At 54.4% G+C, this 17,059-nt stretch carries 14 protein-coding genes; 5 read left to right on the forward strand and 9 right to left on the reverse strand.

Annotated features, from left to right (window positions below; all coding sequences use genetic code 11):
* Positions 1 to 139: 139 nt before the first annotated feature.
* Together IM273_RS16500 and IM273_RS16505 are read right to left on the reverse strand one after the other, a co-directional pair.
* Positions 140 to 877 (reverse strand): YoaK family protein, encoded by a 738-nt coding sequence (locus IM273_RS16500; RefSeq protein ID WP_041912015.1) that lies wholly within the window; start codon positions 875 to 877, stop codon positions 140 to 142.
* Between the two features lie 155 nt (positions 878 to 1,032).
* Positions 1,033 to 1,656, reverse strand: coding sequence for a glutathione S-transferase family protein (locus tag IM273_RS16505; protein WP_059356985.1), 624 nt, complete (start codon positions 1,654 to 1,656; stop codon positions 1,033 to 1,035).
* Between the two features lie 251 nt (positions 1,657 to 1,907).
* On the opposite strand from IM273_RS16505, the gene catA reads away from it, so the two are divergent.
* The gene (catA, locus tag IM273_RS16510) at positions 1,908 to 2,573 is read left to right on the forward strand and encodes a type A chloramphenicol O-acetyltransferase (protein WP_193050101.1); all 666 of its coding nucleotides are present in this window, start codon (positions 1,908 to 1,910) and stop codon (positions 2,571 to 2,573) included.
* 64 nt (positions 2,574 to 2,637) lie between these two features.
* Here the strand turns inward: catA and IM273_RS16515 are convergent, their stop codons facing one another.
* Together IM273_RS16515 and IM273_RS16520 are read right to left on the reverse strand one after the other, a co-directional pair.
* Positions 2,638 to 2,928 (reverse strand): YebG family protein, encoded by a 291-nt coding sequence (locus IM273_RS16515; protein WP_028012989.1) that lies wholly within the window; start codon positions 2,926 to 2,928, stop codon positions 2,638 to 2,640.
* Positions 2,929 to 2,997: 69 nt separating this feature from the next.
* Positions 2,998 to 3,351: a helix-turn-helix domain-containing protein gene (locus IM273_RS16520; protein ID WP_028012990.1), complete on the reverse strand. Its 354-nt coding sequence runs from the start codon at positions 3,349 to 3,351 to the stop codon at positions 2,998 to 3,000.
* 333 nt (positions 3,352 to 3,684) lie between these two features.
* Between IM273_RS16520 and IM273_RS16525 the strand changes: the two genes are divergently transcribed.
* Complete coding sequence (locus tag IM273_RS16525) at positions 3,685 to 4,860, forward strand: efflux RND transporter periplasmic adaptor subunit (RefSeq protein WP_155026219.1); 1,176 nt, start codon at positions 3,685 to 3,687, stop codon at positions 4,858 to 4,860.
* A gap of 24 nt (positions 4,861 to 4,884) precedes the next feature.
* Complete coding sequence (gene oqxB, locus IM273_RS16530) at positions 4,885 to 8,037, forward strand: multidrug efflux RND transporter permease subunit OqxB (RefSeq protein ID WP_193050099.1); 3,153 nt, start codon at positions 4,885 to 4,887, stop codon at positions 8,035 to 8,037.
* Positions 8,038 to 8,099: 62 nt separating this feature from the next.
* On the opposite strand, the gene IM273_RS16535 is transcribed toward oqxB, so the two are convergent.
* The 3 genes from IM273_RS16535 to IM273_RS16545 all read right to left on the reverse strand — a co-directional run bounded on the left by IM273_RS16535 (position 8,100) and on the right by IM273_RS16545 (position 10,779).
* Positions 8,100 to 8,576: an Rrf2 family transcriptional regulator gene (locus IM273_RS16535; RefSeq protein WP_045261447.1), complete on the reverse strand. Its 477-nt coding sequence runs from the start codon at positions 8,574 to 8,576 to the stop codon at positions 8,100 to 8,102.
* A 137-nt stretch (positions 8,577 to 8,713) separates the two neighbouring features.
* Complete coding sequence (locus IM273_RS16540; RefSeq protein ID WP_045261446.1) at positions 8,714 to 10,102, reverse strand: HAMP domain-containing sensor histidine kinase; 1,389 nt, start codon at positions 10,100 to 10,102, stop codon at positions 8,714 to 8,716.
* Positions 10,102 to 10,779, reverse strand: coding sequence for a response regulator (locus tag IM273_RS16545; RefSeq protein ID WP_028012995.1), 678 nt, complete (start codon positions 10,777 to 10,779; stop codon positions 10,102 to 10,104). Before IM273_RS16545 ends, IM273_RS16540 begins: the two co-directional genes overlap by 1 nt.
* Before the next feature lie 203 nt (positions 10,780 to 10,982).
* On the opposite strand from IM273_RS16545, the gene IM273_RS16550 reads away from it, so the two are divergent.
* Together IM273_RS16550 and IM273_RS16555 are read left to right on the forward strand one after the other, a co-directional pair.
* Positions 10,983 to 11,819 carry a MipA/OmpV family protein gene (locus IM273_RS16550; protein WP_193050097.1) on the forward strand — a complete coding sequence of 279 codons (837 nt, stop codon included), beginning with the start codon at positions 10,983 to 10,985 and terminating at the stop codon, positions 11,817 to 11,819.
* Between the two features lie 233 nt (positions 11,820 to 12,052).
* The gene (locus IM273_RS16555; RefSeq protein WP_048956352.1) at positions 12,053 to 13,783 is read left to right on the forward strand and encodes a SulP family inorganic anion transporter; all 1,731 of its coding nucleotides are present in this window, start codon (positions 12,053 to 12,055) and stop codon (positions 13,781 to 13,783) included.
* 35 nt (positions 13,784 to 13,818) lie between these two features.
* Here the strand turns inward: IM273_RS16555 and dmsD are convergent, their stop codons facing one another.
* Together dmsD and ynfE are read right to left on the reverse strand one after the other, a co-directional pair.
* Positions 13,819 to 14,433 (reverse strand): Tat proofreading chaperone DmsD, encoded by a 615-nt coding sequence (dmsD, locus tag IM273_RS16560; RefSeq protein WP_193050095.1) that lies wholly within the window; start codon positions 14,431 to 14,433, stop codon positions 13,819 to 13,821.
* Between the two features lie 92 nt (positions 14,434 to 14,525).
* Entirely contained in the window at positions 14,526 to 16,964 is a 2,439-nt protein-coding gene (gene ynfE / locus IM273_RS16565) for a selenate/tellurate reductase subunit YnfE (RefSeq protein WP_193050093.1), read from the reverse strand.
* Between the last annotated feature and the right edge of the window lie 95 nt (positions 16,965 to 17,059).

Raw genomic sequence — 17,059 nt, forward strand, 5'->3', positions numbered from 1 at the left:
GAAATTAGTGACAACCTTAATTAAAGCCTTATGGCGTAAGGGCTGGTTGCGTGCCGGGCAGAATAGTCCTAAAGCGAATTTTAGATAGTGACAGTGTCACATATCAAAGGGCGCCCTTACGCCGAGAGTCGTTCGTTATTTAGATAGAGGCACGAACCCGGCGAACGCGAACCGAGATGCTAATGATAGAAAAAATGGCAACAATCGCGAGCAGCAGCCCAAGCGCCAGCATGGCGTTAAACCCAATCCATCTGAACAGCAGCAGACCAGCAATCCCTCCGCTCATAAACGAGAAAATGGTGGTTAAGTGAGTTTTCAGCTGACTTTTTTGTGCCGCGGTATCCTTCGAGTAATCCCTGCGAAGCATCGCCACCAGCACGGAGGCCAGAGATATGCCTGCATCCGTTAGCGTGCCAGTAATGTGCGTCGATCTCACCCGCCCTCCGGAGAGCTGCGTGGAGGTTGAATTATGAATGCCCATCAGGCCGCACAGAAAAATAATAATCTCGCGGTTGCTCGTGAGGGCGTGGAAATACATCTCGTAGAGAGAGATGCCGGTCAATAGTACCCCCTCGACGAAAAGGATTTGGCAAAAAACCAGCCTGATATTGTGGATAATGCCCCAGAGTACAATAAGACGAGCAAGGATGGCGCCGGTGACAAAAGAGAGAATAATCGAGCCAAAGAAAATCATATCGCTCAGATCGGTGGAGGAGACTTCGCTGGATAATTGTGAGGTATTGCCGGTCATGTGAGAGGGGAAAAAGCCAAATGCCCCAAGGGCGATGGCGTTAAGCAAACCTGCCGAGGTCGCCAGCCAGAGGGCAAGCCGACGATCCTCCTTATGCGTTCGTTCTTTCTTGAGTCTAATCAGCAAGAATACCTCCGGGTTGAGCTTTGCCTGAATAGTCAGGCTAGCAAAGCGGTGCAACGGGCTGTCCAGGATATGGCTTAATTATTATTCCCTCTGACGCCAATCAGGGTTTAGTAATTAAATAAAATATCCTTACTCAAGGTGTGGGGGTAAATAATTTATATTATGCCGTTATTGCCGTGACGCAAAAACGCCGGGCGCTGGTTGAGGCGCTCATACCAGGCCTCAATCGCCGGCACGTCGGGCTTGTCAAACGGCGTCATCTTCCAGCGATTCACCGACAGCCCAAGCACCACGTCCGCAAGGGTAAACGTCTCGCCCGCCGCAAAGGCCCCGGTGCGCTGCAGCTGGTTTTCCAGAATGGTGATGCAGTGGTTCCACTCTTTTATTCCCGCCGCAATGCGCGCAGGGTCGTTAAAGTCCGGATTTTTTCGGCCCAGTGCCGGGAAGACATAGCGCCAGGCGTTATTGAATTCAGTTGCCTGCCAGTCCATCCAGCGCTCAACGTTGGCGCAAGCCTGCGGCTCTGCAGGCAGCAGATCGTGACGTCCGGCCTTGCGCACCAGATAGCGGCAGATGGCGTTGGACTCCCACAGCACGAAATCGTCATCCATCAGCACCGGCACCATGGCGTTGGGGTTCAGCGCGCGGAAGTCATCCGTTTCTGTTGAGGCAAAACCGCTGCCGTAGTCTTCCTGCAGGTAAGGGATGCCCGCTTCTTCACAGGTCCAGAGCACTTTACGAACGTTGATGGAGGTGGTTTTACCGAGGATGTTAATCATGACGCCGCTTCTCTTCAGGGGGATTAATCATTTAAAAACAATACACCCTTTGCGCGAAGAGGGAGGGATAATATTGAGTGAGGAGTGCTCTGTACGGGCAGGTCAGCGCGTTTTAAGCGGAAACGTTACGTCTTCTGGGTGCGTAATGGCGGTGATTCCGCGCCGTTTTCTCCAGAGGCGCCTGCTTGCTTAATGCCTGGAAAAATTTTAGGCTAACCTCAGAGATATGCTTGCTCATTAAAGGCTTAGAAATGGAAAAAATAACCCCTGAATATACGTCCGTTGACTTATCTCGTTGGGCAAGGAAGGAACATTTTGAGATTTTTCAGGGGTTCGCTCAGTCGACGTTTAACCAGACGGTTTTAATCGATATTACTGCGCTGTTAAAACATATCAAAGCGGTCGGCTGGAAATTTTACCCGACTATTATTTTTCTCATTTCGAAAATCGTCAACAGTCATCCGGAGTTCCGTATGGCCATGAGAGACAATGAGCTTATTATATGGAATGAAGTTCATCCAAATTATACCATTTTCCATAATGAAACAGAGACCTTTTCATCATTATGGAGCCATTATGATGGCAATATTCAGCACTTCCAGAAGATCTATGCTGAAGACATTGCGCGCTACGGTAATAATTTTTCTTATTGGCCTAAGGACGAATCCCGGGAAAATATCTTTTTCATATCGGGTATTCCCTGGGTGAGCTTTACCAGCTTTAACGTCAACGTTGCGCACATGAAGAACTTTTTTGCCCCTATGTTTACGCTTGGGAAATACTATGAACAAGATGGCAAAGTATTATTGCCCCTTGCCGTTCAGGTTCATCATTCCGTGTGCGATGGTTTCCATGTGGCAAGACTGTACAATGAACTACAAGAGATGATTGATGCCTTGCCGCAATCCGGCGCGTGACGTTAATAAAAAAGCCGCAAGCAGCATGCTGCTTGCGGCGTCAGGCTCGGTGACGATGTGGCAATCAGGCAGCTTTTACCGCTCTGATTTTTTTACTGTCAGCCGCAGGGGCATCGAGAGCAGGGAGCTTGCTGGTGCGCAGAATATGCTGCACGGTCTCTTTCTGCTCGGCGAGATACAGACCAAGATTTTCAGCCTGCGTTTCATCCATCTGCATTCCGCTTTGCAACAGCCAGTCGGTGAACGCGTCTGCCATATCGAGCAGCTTGTCGTGAGCGTCAGCCTCTTTCTTACTGGCAAATGTCATTTTCTCTTCACCTTTTCTTACGACAACATATTTTATTTCAACAGCCATCACGCACCTCTCATACTGTATTTATATACAGTATAACAGCTTCGGGATGATGTTGCAGTAAAAAGTGAGCTACTGGTGCATCGGCTGCGTTTCACGGCCGCCGATACTGCGTCGCCATGCGCCAGGTGCCTGACCGAATTGGCGCTTAAAGCTGCGGTTGAACGATTGCTGAGAGTCAAACCCGAGCGCGATTGCCACGTTCAGGATGGGCTCATCGCTGTGGGCTAAGCGCTCAACCGATTTTTGCAGCTTTTGCGCGCGAATATAGCCGGCGAGGGGATAGCCCGTATGCTCTTTAAACAGGCGCTGGAGGTGCCATTTCGAGTAGCCGGAGCGCCTGGAGACGGTCTCAATGTCCAGGCGACTGTCGAGGTTGTTATCAATCCAGTCGAGTAAATCATGCATAAATGCGCCAGTGTTCATCAGGTTTCCCCCACGCAGCGATAGAAAGGTATCTTTGTCTGTTGCATTTTAAGGTGGCCTGGTTTCACGATAATTGCAAGTTTTATTGTTGCATTTAAATCCTTGCCCGAAACGGGCCTTTTATTGCCGCCTCAAATAGCACATAAAGTGCAACAATTATTCTTGCACTTAGTTAGGCGCATTCCTACAATCGCCGCGATAGTGTATTCGAAACTGTTACAGTTTTGTGGCGATGAACGACACAAATGGCCTTAAGCCAGCCCGGACAAAGGAAGTGGCGCGGCACCTCCCGCTGCGTCTTGCCCGGCGGCTACAATTACCGGAATAAAAATAATGAGCCTGCAAAAAACCTGGGGAAACTATCATCTGAATGCGCTGGGAGCGATGCTGCTCTCCGTGCTGCTCGTCGGATGTGATGACAGCGTCGCGCAAAACGCCGCGCCGCCCGCGCCCGCCGTTAATGCTGCAGACGTGGTTGTGAAATCCATTAGCCAGTGGGATAGCTTTAACGGACGGATTGAAGCCGTGGAAAGCGTGCAGCTTCGTCCCCGTGTCTCTGGCTACATCGACAAAGTGAATTTCACCGACGGCCAGGAGGTGAAAAAGGGCGAGGTGCTGTTCACGATTGATGACCGAACCTATCGCGCCGCGCTGGAGCAGGCGCAGGCGACGCTGGAGAGAGCCAAAACGCAGGCCAGCCTGGCGCGAAGCGAGGCTAACCGTACCGATAAACTCATCAATACCAACCTGGTATCCCGTGAAGAGTGGGAGCAGCGCCGTTCGGCCGCCATTCAGGCACAGGCCGATATTCGCGCGGCCCAGGCTGCGGTAGACGCCGCGCAGCTGAATCTCGACTTCACCAAAGTGACGGCTCCTATTGATGGCCGCGCCAGCCGGGCGTTAATCACCAGCGGCAATCTGGTCTCCGCGGGCGACAGCGCCAGCGTGCTCACTACCCTGGTCTCGCAGAAGACGGTTTACGTCTACTTTGACGTGGATGAGGCAACCTATCTTCACTATCAAAATCTCGCCCGCAACGGGCAGGGGGCGTCCAGCCACCATACGGCGCTACCGGTTGAGATCGGCCTTGCCGGCGAGGAGGGCTACCCCCATCAGGGTAAAGTGGATTTCCTTGATAATCAGCTCACGCCGAGTACCGGTACGATCCGCATGCGCGCGCTGCTGGATAACGCGCAGCGTCAGTTCACGCCGGGACTCTTTGCCCGCGTGCGCCTGCCGGGCAGCGCGGAATTCCAGGCCATGCTTATTGACGACAAAGCGGTACTGACTGACCAGGATCGCAAGTATGTCTATATCGTGGATAAAGAGGGTAAAGCGCAGCGTCGCGATATTACGCCGGGGCGTCTGGCCGACGGTTTACGCATCGTGCAGCAGGGGCTGAAACCTGGCGATAAGGTCATCGTTGACGGTCTACAGAAAGTGTTCATGCCGGGTATGCCGGTGAACGCGAAAACCGTCGCCATGACCGCCAGCACCGCCCTCAACTGATCACTTGACCTGAGAATCCTTCCCATGGACTTTTCCCGCTTTTTCATCGACAGGCCGATTTTCGCTGCCGTACTGTCGATTCTGATTTTTATCACAGGATTAATCGCCATCCCGCTTCTGCCGGTGAGTGAATATCCTGACGTCGTACCGCCAAGCGTGCAGGTGCGCGCGGAGTATCCGGGCGCCAACCCGAAAGTGATTGCCGAGACCGTGGCGACGCCGCTGGAAGAGGCGATCAACGGCGTCGAGAACATGATGTACATGAAATCCGTTGCCGGCTCGGACGGCGTGCTGGTTACTACCGTCACGTTCCGTCCGGGTACCGATCCGGATCAGGCGCAGGTGCAGGTGCAAAACCGCGTAGCACAGGCCGAGGCGCGTCTGCCGGAAGACGTGCGGCGCCTGGGCATCACGACGCAGAAGCAGTCGCCAACGCTGACGCTGGTGGTGCATCTGTTCTCGCCCAACGGTAAGTACGATTCACTGTATATGCGCAACTACGCCACGCTGAAGGTGAAGGACGAGCTGGCGCGTCTGCCCGGCGTCGGCCAGATTCAGATTTTCGGCTCCGGTGAATACGCGATGCGCATCTGGCTGGATCCGAACAAGGTCGCGGCCCGCGGGCTGACCGCCTCGGACGTGGTCACGGCAATGCAGGAGCAGAATGTGCAGGTCTCCGCCGGGCAGCTTGGCGCCGAGCCGCTGCCGAAAGAGAGCGATTTCCTGATCTCCATTAACGCCCAGGGTCGTCTGCATACCGAAGAAGAGTTTGGCAACATTGTCCTGAAAACGTCGGAGGACGGTTCGGTCGTCCGACTGCGCGACGTGGCGCGTATCGAGATGGGTTCCGGCAGCTATGCGCTGCGTTCCCAGCTTAACAATAAAGACGCGGTCGGGATTGGTATCTTCCAGTCACCGGGGGCGAACGCCATCGATTTGTCTAACGCGGTGCGCGCCAAAATGGACGAGCTGTCCACCCGTTTCCCGGAAGATATGAAGTGGGCGGCACCTTACGATCCGACGGTTTTCGTGCGCGACTCCATCCGTGCGGTGGTGCAAACCCTGCTGGAAGCGGTGGTGCTGGTTGTACTGGTGGTGATCCTGTTCCTGCAAACCTGGCGCGCGTCGATCATTCCGCTGATCGCGGTGCCGGTGTCGGTGGTGGGGACGTTCAGCATTCTCTATCTGCTGGGCTTTTCGCTTAACACCCTGAGTTTATTCGGGCTGGTGCTGGCGATTGGTATCGTGGTGGACGATGCCATCGTGGTGGTGGAAAACGTCGAGCGAAACATTGAAGAGGGGCTTGCGCCGCTTGCGGCGGCGCATCAGGCGATGCGTGAAGTCTCCGGGCCCATTATCGCGATTGCGCTGGTGCTGTGCGCGGTGTTCGTGCCGATGGCGTTCCTCTCCGGCGTAACCGGTCAGTTCTACAAGCAGTTTGCGGTGACGATAGCGATTTCCACGGTGATCTCCGCCATCAACTCGCTAACGCTCTCTCCGGCGTTGGCCGCGCTGTTGTTAAAACCGCACGGCGCGCCGAAAGACTTCCCGACCCGGCTTATCGATCGCCTGTTCGGCTGGATTTTCCGTCCGTTTAACCGCTTTTTCCATCGTAGCTCTAACGGCTATCAGGGGCTGGTGGGCAAAACGCTTGGCCGACGCGGCGCGGTGTTTGTGGTGTATCTGCTGCTGCTGTGTGCCGCGGGCGTCATGTTTAAAGCGGTACCCGGCGGGTTTATTCCGACACAGGATAAGCTCTACCTGATTGGCGGCGTGAAGATGCCGGAAGGCTCGTCGCTGGCGCGCACCGACGCGGTGATCCGCAAAATGAGCGAAATCGGCATGAATACCGAAGGCGTGGACTACGCGGTGGCTTTCCCGGGGCTGAACGCGCTGCAGTTTACCAACACGCCGAATACCGGGACGGTGTTTTTTGGCCTGAAGCCGTTCGACCAGCGTAAACATTCCGCGGCGGAAATTAACGCGGAAATTAACGCGAAAATCGCGCAAATCCAGCAGGGCTTTGGTTTCTCCATTCTGCCGCCGCCGATTCTGGGGCTGGGTCAGGGGTCTGGCTACTCGCTGTATATTCAGGATCGCGCGGGTCTGAGCTATGGCGCGCTGCAAAACGCGGTGAACACCATGTCCGGTGCGATTATGCAGACGCCGGGAATGCACTTCCCGATCTCAACCTATCAGGCTAACGTTCCGCAGCTCGACGTGCAGGTTGACCGCGATAAGGCGAAAGCGCAGGGCGTGTCGCTGACCGATCTGTTCGGTACGCTGCAAACCTATCTGGGCTCGTCGTACGTGAACGACTTCAACCAGTTCGGGCGCACCTGGCGCGTGATGGCGCAGGCAGACGGGCAGTTCCGCGACAGCGTGGAAGATATTGCGAATTTACGCACACGGAATAGCCAGGGCGAAATGGTGCCGATTGGCAGTATGGTGAAAATCACGACCACCTACGGACCGGATCCGGTAATCCGCTACAATGGCTACCCGGCGGCGGATCTGATTGGCGATGCCGACCCGCGCGTACTCTCGTCCGCGCAGGCGATGACGCAGCTGGACGCGATGTCTAAGCAGATCCTGCCGAACGGAATGAACATTGAATGGACGGATCTGAGCTTCCAGCAGGCCACGCAGGGCAATACGGCGCTGATCGTCTTCCCGGTCGCGGTACTGCTGGCGTTCCTGGTGCTGGCGGCGCTGTATGAAAGCTGGACGCTGCCGCTGGCGGTGATCCTCATCGTTCCGATGACCATGCTTTCCGCGCTGTTTGGCGTCTGGCTGACCGGGGGCGATAACAACGTCTTCGTGCAGGTGGGGCTGGTGGTGCTGATGGGGCTGGCCTGTAAAAACGCGATTCTTATCGTGGAGTTTGCCCGCGAGCTGGAAATTCAGGGTAAAGGCATCATGGAAGCAGCGCTGGAAGCGTGCCGCCTGCGTTTACGTCCGATTGTGATGACATCCATCGCCTTTATCGCCGGGACCATTCCGCTGATCCTCGGCCACGGCGCGGGCGCAGAAGTGCGCGGCGTCACCGGGATTACGGTCTTCTCCGGGATGCTGGGCGTGACGCTGTTTGGTCTGTTCCTGACGCCGGTCTTTTACGTGACGCTGCGTAAGTTCGTGACGCGCGGCAAAAAGGAAAGAGAGGTTCTGCCTGCGTAGGGATATCGCAGATAACAAAAAACCGCACTCACTATGAGGGCGGTTTTTTTTTGCGTAAATTACTAGGCTTTTTTGTACTGGGCAATCAGTTCAGGTAAAGGATCGCACCCGCTGGTATCGGCTTTTTTGACCTCGTCCAGCGCGCTTGCCACGGTGTGGCGCGCTAATACCGCGAGCGAGGCCTGCTCTGCTTCTTCGGAAATAGATTTGAAGTACCAGCAGGCGTTCGCGCTGACCACGCAGCGGGCCGGCACGTCCGGGCGCGACGCCCAGAGTTTTTTATCTTCGGTGACTGAAAGGTAGATATCGCGCAGGGTAATCTCTTCCGGCGGACGTCCAAGATGAATTGAGCCGTTGCGGCCAAGCGTTGAGACGATAATGCCGTCACGCGTGAGTGGAACCATCAATTTGCGGATAAAGCTCGGGTTGGCTTCCAGGCCGTAGGCCAGAATCGCACTCGTCGAACGTTCACCTAGTTGCTCCGCCATCGCTACGCTGAGAACCATCTGCAAAGCTGTCGGGAAGCGGTAATCTAACATTTCTCTTTCCTGGGTTGCGGTGAATCTTGTTCTTTTTGGCACCGCAGAGGTGAATAAGCAATAAACAACAATATAACAAATACGGTAATTTTTTTGAAGCAATCTGCGGCATTTGCGATCAAACACCCTGTTCCGGTTTAGCTATACGTGCGGTTCGGGAAGTCAACCGTCACCAGCAGGCCACCTTCTGCGGAAGTACTCAGGTTTACGCTGCTGCCGTGCTGCTGTGCAACGGCTTTGACAATGGCAAGCCCCAGTCCGCTCCCGCTTTGCAGCTGATTGGGGTCGCGGAAAAACCGGTCGAATACGCGCTCGCGCAATTCAACCGGGATACCCGGCCCCCGATCGGAGACGCGTAGCTGGGCTGATTTATCTGCTGAGCGTACCTCTACCTGAATCCGCCCGCCCTCAGGACTGTACTTCACGGCGTTTTCAATGAGATTGTCTATAAGCGACATCAGACGCTCCCTGACGCCAGCGATCCAAATCTCATCCTCAGCGAAGAATTCCAGATCAATCTTGCGCCCGGACGCTAGCGGCTCCAGCGCAGCCATCCGCTCTTGTATGAGCGAGGTTAGCGGCACGGGCTCCATCGCGGTGTCAATGCGCGCTTCACTATGCATCATCAGCAGCAGCTGGTTGACAAGACGGGCCGCCCGGCTATTGCTGCGCACAATCCCTGCAAGCAGCTGCCGCTGGCTCTCGCTGCTCACCCAGGACTGCAGCGCCTCCACGTTGATGCGCATCGCGGCCAGCGGCGTACGCAGCTCGTGCGCGGCGTCCGCAATGAAAACCCGTTCGCGTTCAGCGCTTTCCCGCACTCTGGCAAGAAAATCATTTATCGCGTCCACCATCTGGCGGAGTTCCTTATGCCCGGGAACAGCCTTTAAAGGGGAGAGATCGTCAGGCGAACGTAATGAGATCTCATTAACCACCTTGCTCCAGGGGCGCATCGCAATGCGGATTGACAGCCACGCAGGAAACAGAAGAAAAGGAATGCATACCAGCAGCGGCATAATGTAGTAGCCCCGCGAGTTCAGGTAGATAAAGAAGTTCCAGCTTCCGGCAGGGGTGAAAAGGGTAACCTCCACGTCGGAGTGGGGGGATTTAAGCGTGCGGCTCGTCCAGGCGTGACCTTCACTCTGAACGCGCTGCATTTCGCCCAGTCTGGTGTTTTTTACCCCCGTAGGTGCACCATCAGAAGAAAAAATAACCTCGTTGTTTTCGCGAACGAGCAGGTTAATCGACAGCTCCGGATCTTCACCGCCGCCATAGCCTTCCCGCAACGCTTTGCTGAATGCTTCCAGGACATCATTACGATCCTGCGGGCGCTCGTCACTGAGATCAACCAGAGTAAAAATGGTTTCGTAAGTCTTACTTCCCGTGAGTATCGGAGGGCTACGCAGGTCTTCCAATAAAATAAAGGTTAAAAAAAGACACCACAGCAGGGTAAGCAGCAGCATCTGGGCGATGATAATTCGCCGTACCAGCGTTGGGCGCCTCAGTTGGTGCCAGACATTTCGCATTAATCTGTCACCTTCTGGATTGCGACGGTATCAATGACATACCCGACGCCTCGCACCGTTCGTACATAGCCGTCACCAATTTTTCGCCGCAAATTCCCCATATGCACGTCGAGGGCATTGCTGAGATTTTCCTTCGCGCCAAATATCCTCTCTTCCAGGAACCGCCGCGTGATCACCCGGTCAGCGCGCAGCATCAACGTTTCAAGCAGCGCATATTCACTGGCCGTCAACTCAACGTGACGCGCGTTCACCGTTACGCGACGCGTCGGGATATGAAGCGATAAGCTCCTGATTTCTATCGCTTCATTTTCAAAACCGTAGCTGCGTCGCGCAAGGGCTCTGACTCGCGCCAGCAGTTCGGCGAGAACGAAGGGTTTGACAAGATAGTCGTCTGCGCCAGCATCCAGCCCGCACAGGCGATCCTGCAGGGTGCCTCGCGCCGTCAGGATAATGACGGGGATCCCCTTAAGCTGCTGGCGCAAACGCGTCATCAGGCTCATGCCGTCGCCGTCGGGCAGCCCCAGGTCGAGCAGAATAAGTTCCGGCACGCCGACCTCAAGCTGATGCAGCGCATCCTCTTTACGGCGAACCCATATGACATCAAATCCTTGATCTGAAAGGGCGATACGTACGCCATTGCCGAGATCCAGGTCGTCTTCGATTAGTAAGATTTTCACATTGGTAACTGTATCAACAGTGAATGAAGAACAACTTAAGAAAAAAACGGTAGCAGGAAATCCGTCCGGTTGACAGCGCCCGCACGCGCTTCAGCGTTTCTTCATTTTCGGCTCATAAGAACCTCAGGGTGAGTATTCAGAATGAGTGCTCTGGCGTGTAAACCGCTTGCATTGCAATCATTTGAATCCAAAGGACTTCTTCAATGAGTAACATCGAACTGCGTCATTCTTTCCCCTATTTACTTCCGAGCCGCAGACTGAAAAACATCGTGCCGGGCGTTATTCTGGCGTTACTGGCTACCCCGGTACTGGCGGCAGAGCAGAAACAGGGCAATGTCTTAACCCTGGGGGGAGGCGTGGACGTCGCGCCACGCTACTCGGGTTCGGATAAAAGCCGGGTCTCGGCAGCTCAGGTAGTAGATTATTCCATGGCAAATGGTTTCTTTATCAGCACCACGCGGGGTATCGGTTACGGAAACAACATTGGCAACCTGGATTACAACGCCGCAGTGAGCTACCGAACAGGCCGTAAAGATAAAGACGTGAGCAGTGATTCGATCAGCTCCGGCAGCGACTACCTGCGGGGGATGGGCGATATCAAAGGTTCCGCTATCGTGGTGCCGGGGCTGGGGTATAAGGTGACCGACTGGCTCAATCTGCAGCTGCAGGCTGAGATCCCGGTTTCTGAGAGAGACAACGGTGAGGCAGTGCATTTCGGCATTTCCAGCCCGCTCTACACATCGTCGAAAAATGCGGTGACGCTGGGGCTGACGGGCAGCTGGGGTTCCGGCAAGTACATGCAAACGTACTATGGGGTTAATGCTGCCCAGTCCGCCGCTTCGGGATTTGCCCGATATGACGCCGGAGCGGGGATTTACGCCTGGTCGATGAACCTTGACTGGACCTACAGGCTCACCTCGCGCTGGAGCGTTCTCACCTCCGCGGGCGTAACGCAGCTGACGGGGGATGCGGGTGATAGCCCGATCGTGCAACGTAAAACGTCGCCAACGGGAAGCCTGAAGGTGACGTACAGTTTCTGATTGCAGGTTGCTTATAAATATGAGCGCACAATAGCGACGAATTTGAACCGCCCCGGAAAGATGATGGGGCGGTAGTTTTTAAATGATGTTTAACAGCAGTCAGAATAATGAGTTGACTGACGCTTTATCAAAAACTGAGAGGCATCGACCTGACTCCGGAGCATTTGGAAACCAGAACCTCACTGAGAAGTGTGCCAATATTACGTGGCTATAATCCCTGTCCGGAGAATAAAGTGCTCGGAAAATTATTGTTAAAGTACATGCCAGGGTTACAAAATTTGTTAGCCTACGATAAAAGCTGGCTAAAACATGATGTTAAAGCTGGATTATCCGTTGCGGCTGTAGCGCTACCCGTTGCTATTGCTTATGCTGAATTGGCGGGTGTTGGGGCAATAGTGGGGCTCTATTCCTGCGTTTTACCGATGATAGCTTATGCACTGTTTGGTTCTTCACGTCAGCTTATTGTTGGCCCTGATGCAACGACCTGCGCCGTGATTGCAGCCGTCGTGTTTCCTCTTTCTGCAGGCAATCCTGAACTGCACTGGCAACTGACGATCGTCATGACGTTGATGATGGGCGGGTGGTGCCTGCTTGCCAGTAAATTCCATCTGGGTGCACTTGCCGATCTCCTTTCTCATCCCATTCTTACAGGGTTGCTTAATGGCGTAGCCGTGACGATTATTGTCGGGCAATTAGGCAAGGTTTTGGGGATCAAGCTCGATGAAGCGCAGGTTATTGAGAAAATACTGGCCTTGCCAGGCCGACTTTTAGACAGCCATGTATTAACAATAGGGATATCACTTTTAACGTTAATTATTTTAATGGTTATCAAAACGTATCGCAGCAACTGGCCAGCACCTCTGATTGCCATTGTGATAACAACGATACTGGTATGGGGAACATCTGCGCAACAGTATGGTATTGCCACGATTGGGGGGGATGGCTTCCAGCCTGGTTTACCCGTCGTTAACTGGGGTGCGTTCCAGCCCGGTCCGATGCGAGAATTAGTGATCCCGGCGCTGAACCTGGCTTTAGTGAGTTTTGTCAGTCTGATGCTGACCGCTCGCAGTTTCGCCGCAAAAAATGGCTATGAAATTAATGCTGATGCAGAGTTCCGGGCACTGGGTATTGCGAACATTATGTCTGGGCTATCTCAGGGATTTGCCATCAGTGGAGCCGATTCCCGGACCGCGGTTAATGATTCCGTTGGGGGGAAAAGTCAGCTGGTTTCCATAGTCGCAGCCTTACTGATAGGTTTAGTGGTGGTATTTTTCACGCAGCCATTACAATTTATTCCGGTATCTGCATTAGGTATTGTTCTAATGTATGCATCGTGGTCATTAATTGATTTACGTGGGTTATGGAACCTGAGGCGAAGAAATAAACAGGCATTTCGCCTGGCCTTTTTCACGTTTGGCTGTGTTTTAATCATCGGTGTAATTCAGGGGATCGGCCTTGCGGTGTTGCTTGGCCTGTTACAGTTCCTGCGTACGGTATTTCGTCCCTCTGAGCACTTACTGGGGACTGACGAAAATGGAATGATCCACTCATTAGGGAATACAACCGATATTAAAATGGTCCCGGGCGTGCTGATGTATCGATTTAACTCACCGTTGACCTATTTTAATGTGGCTTATTTTAAACGTCGGGTATTGAACCTGGTTGATGGTGCAGCATTACAACCTAAATGGGTGGTTATTGATGCCGTGGCTTGCTTCACCTATTCAGATATCAGTGTCCTGGCAACCATTAATGAGTTAAAGCGTGACCTGAAAGCCCGACAGATTATGTTAATCCTTGCGGGCAGAAAAACGGAATTAACACGTTGGTTTAAAGAAAGTCGGCCAACGATGAATGATGATGACATGATTCTGGCGCCAGACCTCTATTTGGCACTCCGGTTCATTCAAAGCAAAGAGAGTGTGAGTGAATCAGGTGGTGATGCACAACCAAACCCTGGTTAAAGGCTTGCTCGCCACCCGCGAGCAAGCCATATCCCTTAGCGGTACAACGTCTTTTCCGCAACCGGAACAACCAACGCCGATCGCCAGTCCGCCAGCGTCAGCTGCGCAAGCCTGCCGAGCGCGATATAGAACGGATGCCCGGCGTTGTCGACAAACACCGACAGAAAGCGAGTGCTCCACGGCAGCAGATGCCACGCCAGAAGCCGATCGCACTCCGATTTGCGGCCATTCTCGGCCAGCCATGCCGCCAGCAGCAGCAGGGTGCCGAAATGATCTTCCGGTTCATTTTGCTGCATCTGAAACGCGATATTGTTTTCCCGCATCCACTGGCGCAGCGCGAGGGTCGAATCGCCAAACAGCACGGATTCACGGTCCAGCCAGACGGAACCCCACGGCGGTGCGGGCAGGGCATAAGGACCAATAAACAGCCGTTGCCAGGCATCCGTCAGCGGCTCATCGGAAGATGAGGCAAAGGTTTCGGCAACGGGCAGCAGCGTTTCCGGCGGCAGGGGCCAGTCCTCTATCCATTCGCCAGCGGTAAGTGCCTGCACCAGCGGGGCTGTCTGCTCGCTGTCTGGGGCGAAGTAAAATAGCGCGCCCAGTACGCGGGCGCTTAACGCGAACGAGTCACGGTGTGAGACGTCTTTCATTAAACCTTCCTTGCTCGCGCGGTTATGTCCGCGCGACGTAATTAACCATTAATACAGACCAAAGCATAAACCAGGGTCATAGAATTCACCCCTTACACCTTCTCAATCTGCACCAGATTGGTGTGCTGCGGGTTGCCTTTTGCCAGCGGTGACGGGCGGTGCGTGGTCAGGGTGTTGATACACGAGCCGTGGTCGATACGATCGCCATTCATATTGGCATCGTGCCAGGCTCCCTGGCCCATGGCGCTTACGCCTGGCATGATGCGCGGCGTGACTTTCGCTTCTATTCTCACCTCACCGCGATCGTTAAAGACGCGCACCGTATCGCCGTTTTTAATGCCACGTTTCGCGGCATCAACGGGATTCAGCCAGACCTCCTGGCGGCAGGCCGCTTGCAGCACGTCGACGTTACCGTAGCTCGAGTGAGTGCGGGCTTTAAAATGGAAGCCAAACAGCTGCAGCGGGAACTGCGCGCGCTCGGGCGCATCCCAGCCGTCAAAGGTGGATGCGTAGACGGGCAGCGGGCTGATGGTCTCATCTTTTGCCAGCTCCCAGGTCGCCGCAATATCCGCCAGCTTGCTGGAATAAATTTCAATCTTGCCTGAGGGCGTTTTCAGCGGGTTGGCTTCCGGGTTCTCGCGGAATTTTTTATAGGCCACAAAATGTCCGTTCGGATCTTTGCGCTTATAGATGCCCATTTTTTTCAGCTCGTCATAGGACGGCAGCGTGGGATCTTTAGCGAGCATTTTGGCATAAAGATACTGCAGCCACTCTTCCTGCGTTCGCCCTTCGGTAAATTTCTGATGGATATCCGGTCCGAGGCGTTTCGCCACTTCGCTCATGATCCAGTAGATAGGCTTGCGCTCAAACTTCGGCGCGGTCACGGGCTGGAGAAAAATCAGGTAACCCATGTTCCCGGCGTAATCGTTAGGGATAATGTCTTCCTGCTCGACGGTCATTAAATCTGGCAGCAGGATATCGGCGTATTTCGCCGATGAGGTCATAAAGTTGTCGATCACCACGATGGTTTCGCACTTGCTTTCGTCCTGCAGAATATCGTGGGTTTTATTGATATCGGAGTGCTGGTTAATAATGGTGTTGCCCGCGTAGTTCCAGATGAACTTAATCGGTACGTCCAGCTTATCTTTACCGCGTACCCCGTCGCGCAGAGCGGTCATTTCCGGGCCACGGGCGATGGCGTCCGTCCAGCTGAAGCAGGAAATTTGCGTTTTGACCGGGTTTTCCGGCAGCGGCATACGTTCGATAGTGATGGTGTAGGTCGACTCACGGGCGCCGCTGTTGCCGCCGTTGATCCCCACGTTGCCGGTCAGAATCGGCAGCATCGCGATGGCGCGGGAGGTCAGTTCACCGTTCGCCTGACGCTGTGGTCCCCAGCCCTGGCAGATATAGGCCGGCTTCGCGGATCCAATCTCGCGGGCCAGTTTAATGATGCGGTCTGCAGGAATGCCGGTGATGCGCGAGGCCCACTCCGGCGTTTTCGCCGTGTTGTCCTCACCCTGGCCGAGAATATACGCTTTATAGTGACCATTCGCGGGGGCACCTTCCGGCAGCGTTTTCTCGTCGTAGCCAACGCAGTATTTGTCCAGGAACGGCTGGTCAACCAGGTTTTCGTCGATCAATACCCAGGCAATCCCCGCCACCAGGGCGGCATCGGTACCCGGACGGATCGGGATCCACTCGTCTTCGCGTCCGGCTGCCGTATCGGTGTAGCGCGGATCAATGACAATCATGCGTGCGTTAGAACGCTCGCGGGCCTGCTCCAGATAGTAAGTAATCCCGCCGCCGCTCATGCGCGTTTCCGCCGGGTTATTGCCGAACATCACCACCAGTTTGGTATTTTCGATATCCGAGGTGCTGTTGCCGTCGTTGCTGCCGTAGGTATAAGGCATCGCGCAGGCGATTTGCGCCGTGCTGTAGGTGCCGTAGTGGCTCAGGAAACCGCCGTAGCAGTTCATCAGGCGCGCCACCAGCGAAGCGTAAGGGGAGGAGCGGGTGATATTGCCGCCGACAATCCCGGAGGAGTAATTAATATACACCGCTTCGTTGCCGTACTTGCTGACCACGTCTTTCAGGCTGGCGGTGATGACGTTCAGCGCTTCGTCCCAGCTGATGCGCTCGAACTTGCCTTCACCCCGCTTACCCACGCGTTTCATCGGGTAGTTCAGACGGTCAGGGTGGTTGATGCGGCGGCGAATGGAGCGCCCGCGCAGGCAGGCCCGGACCTGGTGATTGCCGTAGATATCCTCACCGGTGTTATCCGTTTCGACCCAGTACACTTCGTCATCGCGGACGTGCAGACGCAGCGCACAGCGGCTGCCGCAGTTGACCGAACAGGCGCCCCAGACCACTTTATCTTCTGCCGGTTTCATTGCATTTTGTACCGCGGCTGCGGCGCTTTTCAGTCCAAAAGGCAACGAAATTCCGCCAGCGGCAAGCGCCAGAGAACCTATCGCCGTAGATTTCACGAGTGTTCGACGGCTAATCCCGCCGTGATGTTCGATATCGGACATGGCTCACCCCACCATTGTGATTACGTATTATTTTTCCCGAAATGATAACCGGGCTAATGATGGGGTGAGTGTTACTTATTTGGAGGTATTAAATA

This window comes from Enterobacter cloacae complex sp. P13B, from assembly GCF_014895915.1.
GTDB classification, from domain to species: Bacteria; Pseudomonadota; Gammaproteobacteria; order Enterobacterales; family Enterobacteriaceae; genus Enterobacter; species Enterobacter bugandensis.